We start from the raw sequence: 16,959 nt of genomic DNA, 5'->3' as shown, positions 1-16,959 counted from the left end.
TGTCGCGTTTGTTCAAGACCGGCCGCGGCGGGCTCCGTAGCGTCGGGGGCATGACCTACCCGAACGACATCGCCGACGCCGCCCGCGCGGCCGCCCGCGTCACCGCGGGCGTCACGCCCGACCAGCTCGCCGGGCCCACACCCTGCCCCGACTACGACACCCGCACCCTGGTCAACCACCTGGTGGCGTACACCGGTGTCGGCATGGAGCTGCGGGCCCGGCGCGAGCCGCACCCCGAGGGCCTGGACACCCGCGACTTCACCGCCGAGCCGGACTGGCAGGCGGCCTACGCGGCGCAGCTGGAGCGCTCGGTGGCCGCCTGGTCCGAGCCCGCCGCCTGGGAGGGCGAGGTGAACGGCATGCCCGCCGAGGGCATGGCGGGCATGCTCTTCCTGGAGCTGTGCCTGCACGGCTGGGACCTGGCCCGCGCCACCGGCCAGGACTTCACGGTCGCCGACGCCACCGCGCAGCGGCTGCTCACCGGGGTGCGCGAGTACGCGCAGATGTACCGCGACTACAAGGGCTTCGGCGAACCGGCCGAGATCCCCGAGGGCGCGGGCGCCCTGGAAACCGCTGTCGCGCTGTCGGGCCGCGACCCATACTGGGCCGCGTGATCCAGGACCATCTCATCTCCCGGGTGCGCGAACTCTGCCACGCCGACGACACGATCCGCGCCTCGCTCATGTACGGGTCCTTCGCCGCGGGGGAGGGGGACGAGCACAGCGACGTCGAGTTCTGGCTCTTCCTCGACCCCGCGGCGCGGGCGGCCCTCGACCCGGCCGCGTGGTGCGCGCGGGTCGCCCCGGTGAACCTCGTGCTGCGCAACGAGTTCGGCACCCATGTGGCCTTCTTCGAGGGCCTGGTCCGCGGCGAGTTCCACTTCGCCACGACCGACGACATCGCCTCGGTCGGCGACTGGCCGGCCCGCGGCGCCGCCGTCGAGGCCATGGTGGTGACCGACCGGGACGGCGTCCTCACCCCCGTACTGGGAGCGCTGCCGAGGCAGGCGCCGCTGCCCGCCGACCCCGCCGAGATCGCCGACCTGTGCGGCCGCTTCGCGAACTGGCTGGTGCTCGCCGCGCACGTCACCGCGCGCGGCGAGCGGCTGCGCGCGCAGGACGCCCACGCGCACGCCGCCCGGCACCTGCTGTGGATGGCCCGGCTCGCCGAGGGCGGCACCGCGCACTGGCTGACCCCGTCGCGCGCCGCCGAGGACGAGCTGCCCGCCCGTACGGTCGCGGCCGTCGCCGCCGGGACCCCCGCGGCGCTGTGGCACGAGGGCCGCGGCCACTGGCGCACCCTGCTGGGGCGCACCGGCGGCGAGGTGCCCGCGGCGCTCTTCGCGGAGCTGGACGCGCTCCTGCCCTGACCGGGCGGCCGGGCGGCCGGGCGGCCGGGCGGACCGGCGACGGCGGCCGTGACCGGCCGCCGTCGGCCCGCTCCCGGCCGCGCTCAGCCGCGCGCGGTGTCCTCCTCGTCCAGCCAGCCCATGGTCGCCTTGACGGCCTTGAGCCACTGCTTGTACTCCTTGTCGCGCTGTGTGGCGTCCATCCGCGGGGTCCATTCCGCGGCCCGCCGCCAGTTCTCCCGCAGCGCCTCGGTGTCCGGCCAGAAGCCGATCGCCAGACCGGCCGCGTAGGCCGCGCCCAGACAGGTGGTCTCGGCGACCATCGGGCGCACCACGGGCACGTCGAGGAAGTCCGACAGCGTCTGCATCAGCAGGTTGTTGGCGGTCATGCCGCCGTCGACCTTGAGGGTCGTGACCTCGGTGCCGGAGTCCTTGAGCATCGCGTCGGCGATCTCCCGCGTCTGCCACGCGGTCGCCTCCAGCACCGCGCGGGCCAGGTGCGCCTTGGTGACGTACCGGGTGAGCCCGGCGATCACCCCGCGCGCGTCGGAGCGCCAGTAGGGGGCGAAGAGGCCGGAGAAGGCGGGCACGAAGTAGGCGCCGCCGTTGTCCTCGACCGTGGCGGCGAGCGTCTCGATCTCGGCGGCGGTGCCGATGAGCCCCATCTGGTCGCGCATCCACTGCACCAGGGAGCCGGTCACCGCGATGGAGCCCTCCAGCGCGTAGACGGGCTTGGCGTCGCCGATCCGGTAGCCGACCGTGGTGACGAGCCCGGCGTAGGAGTTGACCGGGCTCTCGCCGGTGTTCATCAGCATGAAGGTGCCGGTGCCGTACGTGGACTTCGCCTCGCCCTCGGCGAAGCACGTCTGGCCGAACAGCGCGGCCTGCTGGTCGCCGAGCGCGGAGGCCACGGGCACGGCGGACAGGCCGCCGACGTCCGTGCTGCCGTAGACCTCGGAGGACGAGTGGATCTCCGGCAGCACCGCGGTCGGCACGCCGATCGAGGCGCAGATCTTCTCGTCCCACTGGAGCGTCCTGAGGTCCATCAGGAGGGTCCGGGAGGCGTTGGTGACGTCCGTGACGTGCTTGCCGCCGTCGACACCGCCGGTGAGGTTCCAGATCACCCAGGAGTCCATGGTGCCGAAGAGGATGTCCCCCGCCTCGGCGCGCTCGCGCAGGCCCTCCACGTTGTCCAGCAGCCAGCGCACCTTGGGCCCGGCGAAGTAGGACGCGAGCGGCAGGCCGGTCTGCCGCCGGAAGCGGTCCTGGCCGACGTTGCGGCCCAGTTCGCGGCACAGCGCGTCGGTGCGGGTGTCCTGCCAGACGATGGCGTTGTGCACCGGCTGGCCGGTGTTCTTGTCCCACAGCAGGGTCGTCTCGCGCTGGTTGGTGATGCCGATCGCCTTGACGTCCGACGGCGTGAATCCCGGGACGTCCTCGCCGGCCTTGCGCAGCGCCCCGGCGACGACCTCCTGCACGTTGGTCCAGATCTCGGCGGCGTCGTGCTCGACCCAGCCGGGCCTGGGCAGGATCTGCTCGTGCTCCTTCTGGTCGACGGCGACGATCCGCCCGTCGCGGTCGAAGACGATGCAGCGGCTGGACGTGGTGCCCTGGTCGATGGCGGCGATGTACGGTCCCGTACCGCCGGCGGGCGTGTCGGTCATGGTGTCCTCCTCGTCGAGGCTCGTGCTCGGGGCTCGGTGCTCGGCCCCGGTGTGCGGGGCGCGCGGGTGTGCGTTCGGTGGTCCGCCTCCCGTCTATGTGAACGCGAGCCGGTACAACCCGCCCGCGATGGCGGCCCCGGCCAGCGGGCCGGCCACCGGGATCCAGGCGTAGCCCCAGTCCGAGCCGCCCTTGCCGGGCAGCGGCAGCAGGGCGTGCACGATCCGCGGCCCCAGGTCCCGCGCCGGGTTGATCGCGTAGCCGGTCGGCCCGCCCAGCGACAGGCCGATGCCCACCACGATCAGTGCCGTGAGCAGGATGCCCATTCCATTCTCCGCCAGACCGTCGGTCATGCCCTGCGTGAGGATGAAGAGCACGAGCACGAAGGTCGCCACCGTCTCGGTCAGCAGGTTCTGCAGCGGGTTGCGGATCTCCGGCCCGGTGGAGAAGACGCCCAGCACGGGCCCGGCGGGCCGGGCGTCCCTGCCCTCGGCCGCCTCCAGGCCGGACATGTGCGCGGAGAACTGCCCGAGGTAGGCCACCCACACCAGAAAGGCGCCGATCACGGCGCCCACGAGCTGTCCCACGAGGTAGTACGGCACCTTCGACCACTGTCCGGTCTTGATGGCTATGCCGAGCGTGACCGCGGGGTTGAGATGGCCGCCGGAGTAGCCGTTGGCGATGTAGGCGCCGCCCAGCACGCCGAAGCCCCAGCCGAAGGTGATCGCGAGCCAGCCCGCGTCCCTGGCCTTGGACCGTTTGAGTGTCACGGCGGCGCAGACGCCGCATCCGAGCAGGATCAGCACCGCGGTCCCGAAGATCTCGCCGGTGACGATATGACCGTTGGACACAGCGACCCCCTTGTCGCGTACGTGTTCGATATCTGGACACCTGGTCGATCGCAGAACGGGAGTCTCCCCATTGATCTGTACGGGTCAAACATTCGCCCTGGTCGCAGCCCCGCGGGAAGGGCGCGGGCACGGCCGGGAGGGGGAACACCGGAGCACGCCACCCGTCCGCCCCTCGGAATGCGGCACCGTCCCGGCGGCCCGGAAGGCTACGCTGGCGGGGTGCGTGGTCCGTCCCCCGAGGGGACGGACCGGCGCATAGCCGACAGCCGTCGCATCCCAGGGAGCAGTTCCATGGCCTCGCCGTCCCCCTCGTCCGCCGCGCCCGCCGCGAGCAACGCCCGCGCCGCCGCCCTCCGCGAGGCACTCGCCTCCCGCATCGTCGTCGCCGACGGCGCCATGGGCACGATGCTCCAGGCGCAGGAGCCGACCCTCGACGACTTCCAGCAGCTCGAAGGCTGCAACGAGATCCTCAACATCACCCGCCCCGACATCGTGCGGTCGGTGCACGAGGCGTACTTCACGGCCGGCGTGGACTGCGTCGAGACCAACACCTTCGGCACCAACGCCAGCGCCATGGCCGAGTACGACATCGAGGACCGCATCTACGAGCTGGCCGAAGCCGGCGCCCGGCTCGCCCGCGAGGTCGCCGACGGCTTCTCCGCCGACGGCCGGCAGCGCTGGGTGCTCGGCTCCATCGGCCCCGGCACCAAGCTGCCCACCCTCGGCCACACCACCTACGCCCACCTGCGCGACGGCTACCACGCCAACGCGGCCGGCCTCATCGCAGGCGGCGCGGACGCGCTCGTCGTCGAGACGATGCAGGACCTGCTCCAGGTCAAGGCCGCGCTCATCGGCTCCCGCAAGGCGATGGCCGAGGCGGGCGTGGATCTGCCGCTCATCTGCTCGGTCGCCGTCGAGACCACCGGCACCATGCTGCTCGGCTCGGAGATCGGCGCCGCCCTCACCGCCCTGGAACCGCTCGGCATCGACCTGATCGGGCTGAACTGCTCCACCGGCCCCGCCGAGATGAGCGAGCACCTGCGCTACCTCGCCCGGCACTCCCGCATCCCGCTGACCTGCATGCCCAACGCCGGTCTGCCGGTCCTCACCAAGGACGGCGCGCACTACCCGCTCAGCCCCTCCGAGCTGGCCGACGCGCACGAGACCTTCGCCGCCGAGTACGGCCTGTCGCTCGTCGGCGGCTGCTGCGGCACCACGCCCGAGCACCTGCGCCAGCTCGTCGACCGCGTCGGCGGCCACGAGCTGACCCCGCGTTCGCCCCGCCCCGAGCCCGGCGCGTCCTCGCTCTACCAGACCGTGCCCTTCCGCCAGGACACCTCCTACCTGGCGATCGGCGAGCGCACCAACGCCAACGGCTCGAAGAAGTTCCGCGAGGCGATGCTGGAGGGCCGCTGGGAGGACTGCGTCGAGATGGCGCGCGACCAGATCCGCGAGGGGGCCCACCTGCTGGACCTGTGCGTGGACTACGTCGGCCGGGACGGCGTCGCCGACATGGCCGAGATCGCCGGGCGCTTCGCCACCTCCTCCACGCTGCCGATCGTGCTGGACTCCACGGAGGTCGACGTCCTGCGCGCGGGGCTGGAGAAGCTCGGCGGCCGGGCGGTGCTCAACTCCGTCAACTACGAGGACGGCGACGGCCCCGAGTCCCGTTTCGCGAAGGTCACCGCGCTCGCCGTCGAGCACGGCGCCGCGCTCATCGCGCTCACCATCGACGAGGAGGGCCAGGCCAGGACCGCCGAGAAGAAGGTCGAGATCGCCGAGCGGCTGATCGCCGACCTGACCGGCAACTGGGGCATCCGCGAGTCCGACATCCTCGTCGACTGCCTGACCTTCACCATCTGCACCGGTCAGGAGGAGTCCCGGGGGGACGGCGCCGCCACGATCGAGGGCATCCGCGAGCTCAAGCGCCGCCACCCCGACGTGCAGACCACGCTGGGCCTGTCCAACATCTCCTTCGGCCTCAACCCCGCCGCCCGCGTGGTGCTCAACTCCGTCTTCCTCGACGAGTGCGTCAAGGCGGGCCTGGACTCGGCGATCGTGCACGCCTCCAAGATCGTGCCGATCGCCCGCATCCCCGAGGAGCAGCGGCAGGCCGCGTACGACCTGGTCTGGGACAACCGGCGCGAGGGCTACGACCCGCTGCAGCACCTCATGGAGCTGTTCGAGGGCGTCGACGCCAAGTCCGTCAAGGCGGGCAAGGCCGAGGAGCTGGCCGCGCTCCCGCTGGAGGAGCGGCTCCAGCGGCGCATCGTGGACGGCGAGAAGAACGGCCTGACCGACGACCTGGACGCCGCGCTCGCCGAGCGCCCCGCCCTGGACATCGTCAACGACACCCTGCTGGCCGGGATGAAGACCGTCGGCGAGCTGTTCGGCTCCGGCCAGATGCAGCTGCCGTTCGTGCTCCAGTCCGCCGAGGTCATGAAGACCGCCGTCGCCTATCTCGAACCGCACATGGAGAAGAGCGAGGACGGCGGCGGCAAGGGCACCATCGTGCTCGCCACCGTGCGCGGCGACGTGCACGACATCGGCAAGAACCTGGTCGACATCATCCTGTCCAACAACGGCTACAACGTCGTCAACCTGGGCATCAAGCAGCCCGTCTCGGCGATCCTGGACGCCGCCCAGGAGCACCGCGCCGACGTCATCGGGATGTCCGGCCTGCTGGTGAAGTCCACCGTGGTGATGAAGGAGAACCTGGAGGAGCTCAACCAGCGCGGCCTCGCCGCCGAATACCCCGTCATCCTCGGTGGCGCCGCCCTGACCCGGGCCTACGTCGAGCAGGACCTGCACGAGGTCTACCTGGGCGAGGTCCGCTACGCCCGCGACGCCTTCGAGGGCCTGCGGCTGATGGACGCGCTCATCGGAGTCAAGCGCGGGGTGCCCGGCGCGGCGCTGCCCGAGCTCAAGCAGCGCCGGGTGCCGATCCGGCCGCAGAGCGAGCAGGACGCGCCGGACCCGGCCGAGGACGAGGCGCGCGGGCCGGTGCGCTCGGACGTCGCGGTCGACAACCCGGTGCCCGAGCCGCCGTTCTGGGGCAGCCGGGTCGTCAAGGGCATCCCGCTCGCCGACTACGCCTCGTGGCTGGACGAGGGCGCGCTCTTCAAGGGCCAGTGGGGCCTGAAGCAGTCGCGCGCCTCGGGGCCGTCGTACGAGGAGCTGGTGGAGAGCGAGGGGCGGCCGCGGCTGCGCGGGCTGCTGACCCGGCTGCAGTCCGAGGGGCTGCTGGAGGCCGCGGTGGTCTACGGCTACTACCCGTGCGTGGCCAAGGGCGACGACCTGATCGTGCTGCACGAGGACGGCAGCGAGCGCACCCGCTTCACCTTCCCCCGCCAGCGCCGCGGCCGGCGGCTGTGCCTGGCGGACTTCTTCCGGCCCGAGGAGTCCGGCGAGACCGACGTCGTCGGCTTCCAGGTCGTCACCATGGGCAACCGGATCTCCGAGGCGGCCAACGATCTGTTCGCCGCCGACTCCTACCGCGACTACCTGGAGCTGCACGGGCTGTCCGTGCAGCTCGCCGAGGCGCTCGCCGAGTACTGGCACGCCCGGGTGCGCTCCGAGCTGGGCTTCGCGGGCGAGGACCCGGGCGAGATGACGGACATGTTCGCGCTGAAGTACCGCGGCGCGCGCTTCTCGCTCGGCTACGGCGCCTGCCCCGACCTGGAGGACCGGGCGAAGATCGCGGCGCTGCTGGAGCCGGAGCGGATCGGCGTGAAGCTCTCGGAGGAGTTCCAGCTGCACCCGGAGCAGTCCACCGACGCGATCGTCATCCACCACCCCGAGGCGAAGTACTTCAACGCCCGCTGAGGCCGCTCGCGGGCCCGTACGGGCCCGGTGGCGGCCGGGCGTGTCACCGGGATGTCGCACGGCCGTTGCCTGCCCGTCAGGCGTGCCCGGGTGCGGGGACGTAGACTGGTGGGTCCGGCGAGGGCCGGTCGCCTCCCGTACGCGGGACAGGGCGACCGGCCCTCGTGCCCCCCGGGCAGGACGCCCGGCAGGAGCGCTCCGGGACCGGCCCGCGGCCGGTGCCGGGCCGGTTCCGTACCCGGCCGAGGAGTGAGCCTATGACCAGCAGCATCCCCGTCGCCGCCACCCGTCCGGCGCACGGCCAGGAGCTCCAGGCGGTGCTGCTGGACATGGACGGCACCCTCGTGGACACCGAGGGCATCTGGTGGGCGGCCGAGACGGGGGTGTTCGCCGATCTGGGGCACGTGCTGGACGAGGTGCACAAGGCGGTCGTGGTGGGCGGCCCGATGGCGCGCAGCGTCGGCCACCTCATGGAGGTCACCGGCACCACCGCGACGCTCGCCGAGCTGATGGTCGCGATCGACACCCGCTTCGAGGAGCTGATCGTGCGCGGCGCCCCGCTCATGCCCGGCGCCCGCCGGCTGCTGACGGAGCTGGCGGCGCACGGGGTGCCCACGGCGCTGGTGTCCGCCTCGCACCGGCGCACGATCGACGCCATGCTGCGCACCCTCGGTGCCGAGAACTTCGCCTTCACCCTCGCGGGCGACGAGATCGCCCGCACCAAGCCGCACCCCGACCCGTACCTGACGGCGGCCCGGCGGCTGGGCGCGGACCCGGCCCTCTGCGTGGTCGTCGAGGACACCGTGACGGGTGTGGCCTCCGGTGAGGCGGCGGGCTGCCATGTGGTCGCGGTGCCGTCGCTGGTGCCGATTCCGGCCGCCCCCCGGCGTACCGTCGTGCGCTCCCTCGACCAGGTGGACGTGCCGTTCCTGAGGTCCCTGGTCCGGGGCTCTGTGAATGTGGATCTTCACTGACGGTGACTGCTGAATAACATCTCACGAAGTGGAATCCGGGCAGTGTGATGATTGTCACACGACGCCCCATCGACAGCCGGTGGTGCGCCTGGGTGAGATTTCACTTATCGGTTTCCTACCCGGGTGATATGTCGCTTTTGACGCTCCGGCACTCGATAGCCCCGACGTTCGCATATCGGTGGTGAACGTCCTGTTACCGGTATGTAATGTCCCCTCAATCACTCCGTGTCCCGGTGGGCGACGGCCGTCCCGCTAATGTCCAGGGCGGTCGATGCCGACTCAACCGATCGGCATGTGAGCAAGGGGATTCACTGGATGTCACGAAACAAGCGTGTCGTCGCCGCAGCCGCCGTGGCCTTCCTGGCCGTCGGCGCCGCCGCGTGCGGTGGCAAGAAGGATAATTCGTCCGGCAGCAGCGGCGGTGGCAACGGTGGCGGCAAGGGCGCCGTGATCGTCGGCACCACCGACTCGGTGTCCTCGCTGGACCCGGCCGGAGCGTACGACTACGGCTCCTGGGAGATCATCGACAGCGTCTACCAGAAGGTCATGCACTTCCCGACCGGCGCCACCACCCCGGCCCCGGACGCGGCGAAGAGCTGCTCCTTCACCGACCCCAAGACGTACGCCTGCCAGATGCAGCCCGGCCTGGTGTTCTCCAACGGCGACCCGCTCACCGCGGCCTCCGTGAAGTTCACCTTCGACCGGATGCTGAAGATCGCCGCGCCCAACGGCCCCTCCAGCCTGCTGGCCAACCTCGACAGCACCACGGTCACCGGGACCGACCAGGTCACCTTCCACCTGAAGAACCCCGACTCGACCTTCCCCTCGGTGCTCGCCACCGACGCGGGCACGATCGTCGACGAGAAGGTCTACCCGGCCGACAAGCTGCTCGACGGCTCGAAGATCGTCGGCTCCGGCCCGTACACGCTGGACAAGTACACCGCCAAGCAGCAGGCGTCGCTGAAGGCCAACCCGAAGTACAAGGGCGACGCCAAGCTCAACAACAACCAGGTCGTGCTCCAGTACTTCTCCGAGGCGTCCGCGCTCAAGCAGGCCGTCAAGGACGGCGCGGTGACCGCCGCCTTCCGCAGCCTGTCGCCGACCGACACCGAGGACCTGAAGAAGACCTCCGGCATCCAGGTCCTGGAGGGCACCGGCACCGAGAAGCGCTACATGGTCTTCGACGCCAAGGTGAAGCCCGCCGACCAGAAGGCCGTGCGGCAGGCCGTCGCGCAGGTCATCGACCGCGCCGGCATCGCCAAGGACGCCTACGACGACACCGTGGCGCCGCTCTACTCGATGGTCGGCAACGGCATCGAGGGCCACACCGAGGCCTTCAAGGACAAGTACGGCGCGCCCGACACCGCCAAGGCCAAGGCGCTGCTCGACGCCGCCGGCATCAAGACCCCGGTGAACCTCGCCTACTCCTGGACGCCCACCCACTACGGCGCCGCGTCCGCCGACGAGGCCACCGCCATCAAGCGGCAGCTGGAGGCCACCGGCCTGTTCAAGGTCACCCTCAGCTCCACCGAGTGGCAGCAGTACCAGAAGGACGAGAAGTCGGACACGTACGCCTCGTACATGATCGGCTGGTACCCGGACCTGCCGGATCCCGACAACGACGTCGCGCCGTTCCTGACCAAGGAGCCCTTCCTCGGCACCGGCTACCTCAACCCGCAGATCCTGACCCTGCTCAGCAAGGAGCAGGGCACGGACGACAAGACCGTCCGCGACCAGGCCTTCGCCGACATCCAGAAGATCGTGGCGGAGGACGTCCCGATCATCCCGCTGTGGCAGGGCAAGCAGACCGTCGTGATCCGCGACGGGGTCACCGGCGCCGACAAGGCGCTCGACCCGACGATGTTCCGGTTCTACGAACTCGGCACGAAGTGAGCGGTGGCCGGCCCGCGGGGGAGTGACCCCCGCGGGCCGGCCCGGCCCGCGGCGCCAGCGCCGCGCATCCCGTCGTCCCCGGTCCGGGCCACTCCGGACAGCCACCGGAAAGTCACCGCATGAGCAACACGAGCAAGCAGTCGGGCTCGCTGCGCCGCTACGTCCTCACCCGGATCGCACTCGCCGTGCCCATGGTGCTGATCCTGCTGATCCTGGTCTTCGTGATGATGCGGGTGGCCCCCGGCGACCCCATCTCGTCGTCGCAGGGCGGCAAGCTGAACGCCACCGAACTCGCCGCCCGGCGGCACGCGGCCGGCTTCGACGCCCCGCTCTACCAGCAGTTCTGGGACTACCTGAAGTCGGTCGTCACCCTGAACTTCGGCACCACCTTCTCCGACCGCCGCAGCGTGCGGGACATCCTCGTCGAGAACGGCGGCGCCACCCTCACCCTGACCGCGGGCGCCCTGGTCTTCGCCGCCGTCATCGGCATCCCCGTCGGGCTGCTCTGCGGCCGCTACCGGGACAGTGCCGTCGACGTCATCGGCCGGCTGGCCAGCATCCTCAGCTACGCCTCCCCGGTCATCGTCACCGCACCGCTGCTCATGCTCGCGTTCGGCACCACCTCCGGGCAGGCGTCCCCGCTGATCCAGCTCAACGTGCCCACCCAGACGCACATCCTGATCATCGACGCGGCCCTGGACGGCGACTGGGACGCGGTCGGCGACATCCTCCAGCACCTGCTGCTGCCGTCCGTCGCGCTCGGCCTGCTGATCGTCGGCGTCTTCATCCGGATGATCCGCATCAACCTCATCCAGTCGCTCCAGGGCGACTACATCGAGGCGGCCCGCGCCCGCGGGGTCCGGGAACGGCACGTCGTCGCCCGGCACGGCTTCCGCAACGCCCTGGTGCCGGTCATCACCGTGCTCGGCCTCCAGGTCGCCATGCTGCTCGGCGGCGCGGTGCTCACCGAGCGGATCTTCAACTGGCCCGGCATCGGCCGCCAGCTGATCGACTACATCAACCAGCGCGACTACGTCGCCGTGCAGGGCATCGTCACCGTCTTCGCCCTGGCCGTCGTCGTGATCAGCCTGCTGATCGACTTCGTGAACGCGCTGATCGACCCGAGGGTGCGCTACTGATGGCCACGACGACTCTCCCCAACGGCCCGATCGAGCCCACCGAACCGGCCCCGTCCGGCACCCCCAGCCCCGGCGGCACCCGCTTCGGCGGACTGCGCCGGATCACCACCGCGGTCCGCGAGGCCCACGGCGTGCCCAAGTTCATGCTGTGGTCCGGCGGGATCATCTCGCTGCTGTTCGTGATCACCGCGGTCTTCGCGCCGCTCATCGCCCCGTACGACTTCGACACCTACCGCGACGGCGGGAAGAACTTCCCCAAGCAGGGCGCACCCGACGGCGACCACTGGTTCGGCACCACCGTGCAGAGCCTCGACGTGCTCTCCCGCACCATCTACGGCGCCCGCACCGCCCTGGAGGTGATGGTCCTCGCCGTCGTCTTCTCGCTCGTCATCGGCGTGCTGCTGGGCCTGCTGTCCGGCTACTTCGGCGGCTGGCTGGACCGCATCCTGGTGCTGGTGATGGACGCGCTGTTCGCCTTCCCGTACCTGCTGCTCGCGATCGTGGCGAGCTTCGTCTTCTCGGGCATCTCCGGCGGCGCGGTCGTCACCGCGGCGCTGTCCATCACGGTGGTCTACATCCCGCAGTACTACCGGGTGGTGCGCGCCTCCGCGCTGTCCGCCCGCGAGGCCACCTTCGTCGAGGCCGCCCGCGCCATGGGCGCCAAGCCCTCGGTGGTGATCCGCAAGTACCTGTTCGGCAACGTCATCCAGTCCGTGCCGGTCATCACCACCATGAACGCCGCCGACGGCATCGGCACCCTCGCGGGCCTGGGCTTCCTGGGTCTGGGCATCCAGCCCACCGACGCCGCCGAATGGGGCTACGACCTGGAGCGCGCGATCGACGACGTCAACGCCGGCATGTGGTGGACCTGCCTCTACCCCGGCCTGGCCATGGTCATCGCGATCCTCGGCTTCACCCTCCTCGGCGAAGGCCTCAACGACGTGCTCAACCCGACCATGCGCCGCCGCAGGATCCGCAAGGTACTGCTCCCCGCCCACACCAGGCGCCGTACCGTCACGGCTCCCGAACTGCCCGACGCGTCCGAAGGCGAGGCCGTCAAGTGACCGAACCCGTCCTGTCCGTCCGGGACCTGCGCGTCTGGTACGGCACCGACCGCGGCGCGGTCCGCGCCGTGGACGGCGTCAGCTTCGACGTCCGGCCCGGCGAGACCCTCGGCCTGGTCGGCGAGTCCGGCTGCGGCAAGTCCACCCTCGGCCGCGGCGTGCTGGGCCTGACCCCGTCCGCCGCCGCCGTCGACGGCGAGGTCGTGCTGCGCAGCCCCGGCGCCGCCGGCCGCGACCTCGTCGGCCTGCCCGCCAAGGAGCTGCAGAAACTGCGCGGCCCCGAACTCGGGCTGATCTTCCAGGAGCCGATGACCCGGCTCAACCCGCTCATGCGGATCTCCCAGCACTTCGAGGAAGCGCTGCGCGCCCACCACAAGGACCTGCCCAGGAAGGAGATCCGGGCCCGCGCCCTGGAGGCGCTGCGCGGCATGGGCATCCCGGAGAGCCGCTACGCCAGCTACCCGCACGAGTTCTCCGGCGGCATGCGGCAGCGCATCATGATCGCGCTGGCGCTCGTGCTGCGGCCCGCGTTCATCGTCGCCGACGAACCGACCACCGCGCTCGACGTGCTGGTCGAGGCGCAGATCATCAAGATCCTCGCCGACCTGCGGAAGAACTTCGACACCTCGCTCGTCCTCATCACCCACAACCTCGGCATCGTCGCCGAGGCCTGCGACCGCGTCGCCGTGATGTACGCCGGGCACATCGTCGAACAGGGCGACGCCCGCGAGGTCTTCGCCCGCCCGCAGCACCCGTACACCAAGGAGCTGCTGCGCTCCACCATCTCGCTGGCCACCACCGGGCTGCACTTCATCCCGGGCAGCCCGCCGGACCTGGTGGAGCCGCCGACCGGCTGCCGCTTCCACCCGCGCTGCCCGGTCGCGATGCGCGGCTGCGCCGAGATCGAGCCGCCCGAGGTGCGGCTGCCCACCGGGGTCACCAGCGCGTGCTGGCAGCAGGCGCTGGACGTCGCGCCCGAACTCGCCGACGAGCTGGGACCGGACGGGCGCGAAGCGCTCCACGCCGTAGAGGAGATCAGCGTTGCTGACGAAGCCTGACATCGAGCCGGCCGGCGACGGCGCCCCCGGCGACGCCGGCGAGCCGCTGGTCGAGGCGTCCGGCCTCGAAGTGCACTTCGGCCTGCGCGGCCGGCTGCTGGGCCGCTTCACCGGGCAGGCCGCGGGCGGCGCCGTGCGCGCCGTCGACGGCATCGACCTGCGGCTGCGCAAGGGCGAGGTGCTCGGCCTGGTCGGCGAGTCCGGCTCCGGCAAGACCACGCTGGGCCGCACCCTGATCGGCCTGACCAAGGCCACCGGCGGATCCGTCCGCTACCGCGGCCAGGACATCACCGGGCTCGGCGAACGGCAGCTGCGGCCGATGCGCCGCCGCCTGCAGATGGTCTTCCAGGACCCGCACGCCTCGCTCAACCCGTCGATGGACATCCGCACCGCGGTCGGCCACCCGCTGCGCATCCACAACCTCGTCTCCACCGAGGCCGAGTACGAGGCCCGCGTCGTGGACGCGCTGGAGCGCGTCGGCCTGACCCCGCCGGAGCGCTACCTCGGCAAGTTCCCCGGCGACCTGTCCGGCGGCCAGAAGCAGCGCGCGGTGCTCGCCCGCGCGATCATCGCCGAGCCCGAACTGCTCGTCGCCGACGAGCCGATCTCCATGCTGGACATGAGCGTCCGCGCCAAGATCCTCCAGCTGATGCTCGACCTCAAACGCGACCTGGACCTCACCTACGTCTACGTCACGCACGACCTGGCCAGCGCGAAGTTCTTCTGCGACACCATCGCGATCATGTACCTCGGCCGGATCGTCGAGTACGGGCCGACCGCCGAGGTCTTCGCCAACCCGCAGCACCCCTACACCGAGGCGCTGCTCGCCGCGATCCCCGAGCCCGACCCCGAGCGGGCCGTACCGCGCGAACTGCCCCGCGGCGAGATCCCGGACGCCGCCCGGCCCCCGCTGGGCTGCTCCTTCCACCCGCGCTGCCCGGTGGCCGTCGCCGGCTGCGGCTGGGAGGCCCGCGACCTGCGCACGCTGCTGGAGAACCGCTGGCTGGAGCTCGCCCCGGAGGCCGCCGAGCGCGAACGCGGGCTGTTCGCCGATGTGGAGGCGCTCGCCGTACCGGGCCTCGGCACCGCCGAGATCCAGCCCGGCCGCGGGCACACCCCCGAGGAGGTCCTGGACTTCCTGCGGGCGCTGCGCGACGAGGACGGCGCCGAGGACCGCCCGCACGAGCCGCTGTGGCGCGGTGTCGCGGACCTGCGCAGCGAGCACGGCCGCGCCGTCGTGGAGTTCGCCGCCGCCCGCGACCCGCGGCTGGCACTCGTCGCCGGCGGGGACGTCCAAGTGGCCTGCCATTTGCGGGAGTCCGTCGGCTGACCTGCGAAGGGACCGCTGCCGGAGCCGTCCGGCACTACGCATAGGGTGAACCACGCGAGCCCCGCACACCACGCGGGGCTCGCACATCTCGTGAGCCAGGCCAACAAGGCGGATCTCACGACCACGCCAGGCAAGAGGAGAACGACGAGGATGAACCGCAAGCTTCTGGTCCTGCCCGTGCTGCTGGGCGCGATGTCGCCACTGGTCACCGGGTGCGGCAGCACCAGTGTGGGAAGCAGCGGCGGCAAGCCCATCGTCGTGGGCACCACCGACAGCATCGAGCTGACCAAGGACAACCCGGCGCCGCTCGACCCGGCCACCTCCTACGACAGCGCCACCTGGAACATCTTCTACAACACCTTCCAGATGCTGCTGACCTACCAGCGCGGCAGCACCACCCCCAGCCCGGACGCGGCGTCGGAGTGCCACTACACCGACAACACCGTGCTGACGTACCAGTGCCGGATACGCGACGGCCAGCAGTTCTCCAACGGGCACCCGGTCACCGCGCAGGACGTGAAGTTCTCCGTCGACCGCATGCTGAAGATCAACTTCGCGGCCGGTCCCGCCACCCTGCTGTCCGGCGTGAAGTCCGTCGACGCCCCCGACGAGTCGACCGTGGTCTTCCACCTCAAGGCCCCCGACACGACCTTCCCGGCCAAGCTCGCCACCCCGGCCGCGGCGATCCTGGACCCCGCGGTCTACCCGGCGGACAAGCCCTACACCGGCTTCCGGCTGGTCGGCTCCGGCCCCTACACCCTCGACTCCTTCAAGGAGGCCAAGGGCGGCGACTTCAGCAAGAACGGCCATTACAAGGGCACGCTGAAGATGAACAACGACAAGATCCAGCTCAAGCTCTTCGCCGACTCCCACGCCATGGAGAAGGCGCTGAAGTCGGGCGGCATCGACGTCATGGCCCGCACGATCAGCCCGGACCAGATCAGCGGCCTGCTCGGGAGCACCGACTCCACGATCAAGACCACCGAGTCGGCCGGCGGCGAGGCCCGCTACCTCTTCCTCGACACCTCCTCGGCCGACCTCAAGACGCTCGCGGTGCGGCAGGCGCTGGCCCAGGTCATCGACCGGGACGCGATCACCCGCAACGTCTACCAGGGCACCGCCGACCCGCTGTACTCGGTCATCCCGGCCGGCATCACCAGCCACACCAACTCCTTCCACAACCGCTACGGCGACCCGTCGGTGTCCAAGGCCAAGACACTGCTGCGCAACGCCGGGGTGACGGCGAAGGTCCCGCTGACCATCAACTACCGCCGTGACACCGGCGGCACGATGAACGGGGCCGAGGCCCAGGAGATCGCCCGGCAGCTCAACGCCAGCGGCCTGTTCACCGTCACCACCAAGAGCGAGCAGTGGAACACCTTCCTGAAGAAGGCGACCCAGCACGACTACGAGCTGTTCGCGCTGAGCTGGCTGCCCGACTTCCCGGACCCGGACAACTACCTGGCGCCGTTCTTCGACAAGGAGAACTTCCTCAACCTCGCCTACAACAACGCCACGATCCAGAACACGCTGCTGCCGGCCACCCGCAAGCTCGCCGACCGCGGCACCACGGCCACGGCGTTCGGCCGGGCCCAGGACCTGATCGCCGACGACGTGCCGATGCTGCCGCTGTGGCAGGGCAAGCAGTACATCGCGACGCGCGACGGCATCACCGGCGTGGAGTGGGCCCTCAACTCCTCCACCACCACCCAGTTCTGGGAGCTGGGCCGCGGCAAGACCGGCTGACGCCCGTCCCGGCCGCAGCACACGTCCGCAGGCGCCCGGTCCCCGCACGGGGGCCGGGCGCCCGGCGTT

At 71.1% G+C, this 16,959-nt stretch carries 12 protein-coding genes; 10 read left to right on the top strand and 2 right to left on the bottom strand.

Features of this window, described 5'->3' with window-relative positions:
• Positions 1–50 precede the first annotated feature (50 nt).
• Positions 51–614, top strand: coding sequence for a TIGR03086 family metal-binding protein (locus tag ACH4PY_RS14260; protein ID WP_398180758.1), 564 nt, complete (start codon positions 51–53; stop codon positions 612–614).
• The gene (locus tag ACH4PY_RS14255) at positions 611–1,369 is read left to right on the top strand and encodes a hypothetical protein (RefSeq protein WP_398180755.1); all 759 of its coding nucleotides are present in this window, start codon (positions 611–613) and stop codon (positions 1,367–1,369) included. The genes ACH4PY_RS14260 and ACH4PY_RS14255 overlap by 4 nt, the downstream gene beginning before the upstream one ends.
• A gap of 83 nt (positions 1,370–1,452) precedes the next feature.
• Here the strand turns inward: ACH4PY_RS14255 and glpK are convergent, their stop codons facing one another.
• Together glpK and ACH4PY_RS14245 are read right to left on the bottom strand one after the other, a co-directional pair.
• Positions 1,453–3,012: a glycerol kinase GlpK gene (gene glpK / locus ACH4PY_RS14250; protein ID WP_398180752.1), complete on the bottom strand. Its 1,560-nt coding sequence runs from the start codon at positions 3,010–3,012 to the stop codon at positions 1,453–1,455.
• Between the two features lie 93 nt (positions 3,013–3,105).
• Positions 3,106–3,861, bottom strand: coding sequence for an MIP/aquaporin family protein (locus tag ACH4PY_RS14245; RefSeq protein WP_398180749.1), 756 nt, complete (start codon positions 3,859–3,861; stop codon positions 3,106–3,108).
• A gap of 291 nt (positions 3,862–4,152) precedes the next feature.
• Here ACH4PY_RS14245 and metH point away from each other — a divergent pair, with 291 nt between their 5' ends.
• The 8 genes from metH (at position 4,153) to ACH4PY_RS14205 (ending at position 16,890) form a co-directional block, all read left to right on the top strand.
• Positions 4,153–7,686 (top strand): methionine synthase, encoded by a 3,534-nt coding sequence (gene metH / locus ACH4PY_RS14240; protein WP_398180746.1) that lies wholly within the window; start codon positions 4,153–4,155, stop codon positions 7,684–7,686.
• Positions 7,687–7,943: 257 nt separating this feature from the next.
• The gene (locus ACH4PY_RS14235) at positions 7,944–8,660 is read left to right on the top strand and encodes an HAD family hydrolase (RefSeq protein WP_398180743.1); all 717 of its coding nucleotides are present in this window, start codon (positions 7,944–7,946) and stop codon (positions 8,658–8,660) included.
• Positions 8,661–8,975: 315 nt separating this feature from the next.
• Entirely contained in the window at positions 8,976–10,553 is a 1,578-nt protein-coding gene (locus tag ACH4PY_RS14230; protein ID WP_398180741.1) for an ABC transporter substrate-binding protein, read from the top strand.
• A 119-nt stretch (positions 10,554–10,672) separates the two neighbouring features.
• The gene (locus tag ACH4PY_RS14225) at positions 10,673–11,692 is read left to right on the top strand and encodes an ABC transporter permease (protein WP_398180738.1); all 1,020 of its coding nucleotides are present in this window, start codon (positions 10,673–10,675) and stop codon (positions 11,690–11,692) included.
• The gene (locus tag ACH4PY_RS14220) at positions 11,692–12,756 is read left to right on the top strand and encodes an ABC transporter permease (protein ID WP_398180735.1); all 1,065 of its coding nucleotides are present in this window, start codon (positions 11,692–11,694) and stop codon (positions 12,754–12,756) included. Before ACH4PY_RS14225 ends, ACH4PY_RS14220 begins: the two co-directional genes overlap by 1 nt.
• Positions 12,753–13,814 carry an ABC transporter ATP-binding protein gene (locus ACH4PY_RS14215; RefSeq protein ID WP_398180732.1) on the top strand — a complete coding sequence of 354 codons (1,062 nt, stop codon included), beginning with the start codon at positions 12,753–12,755 and terminating at the stop codon, positions 13,812–13,814. The genes ACH4PY_RS14220 and ACH4PY_RS14215 overlap by 4 nt, the downstream gene beginning before the upstream one ends.
• Positions 13,798–15,144, top strand: coding sequence for an ABC transporter ATP-binding protein (locus tag ACH4PY_RS14210; protein ID WP_398180729.1), 1,347 nt, complete (start codon positions 13,798–13,800; stop codon positions 15,142–15,144). Before ACH4PY_RS14215 ends, ACH4PY_RS14210 begins: the two co-directional genes overlap by 17 nt.
• 150 nt (positions 15,145–15,294) lie before the next feature.
• Positions 15,295–16,890 carry an ABC transporter substrate-binding protein gene (locus ACH4PY_RS14205; RefSeq protein WP_398180726.1) on the top strand — a complete coding sequence of 532 codons (1,596 nt, stop codon included), beginning with the start codon at positions 15,295–15,297 and terminating at the stop codon, positions 16,888–16,890.
• The last annotated feature ends 69 nt before the right edge of the window (positions 16,891–16,959 follow it).

Source organism: Streptomyces sp. NPDC021224, assembly GCF_044332905.1.
GTDB lineage: Bacteria > Actinomycetota > Actinomycetes > Streptomycetales > Streptomycetaceae > Actinacidiphila.
This window is presented reverse-complemented; position numbering and strand designations above follow the sequence as displayed.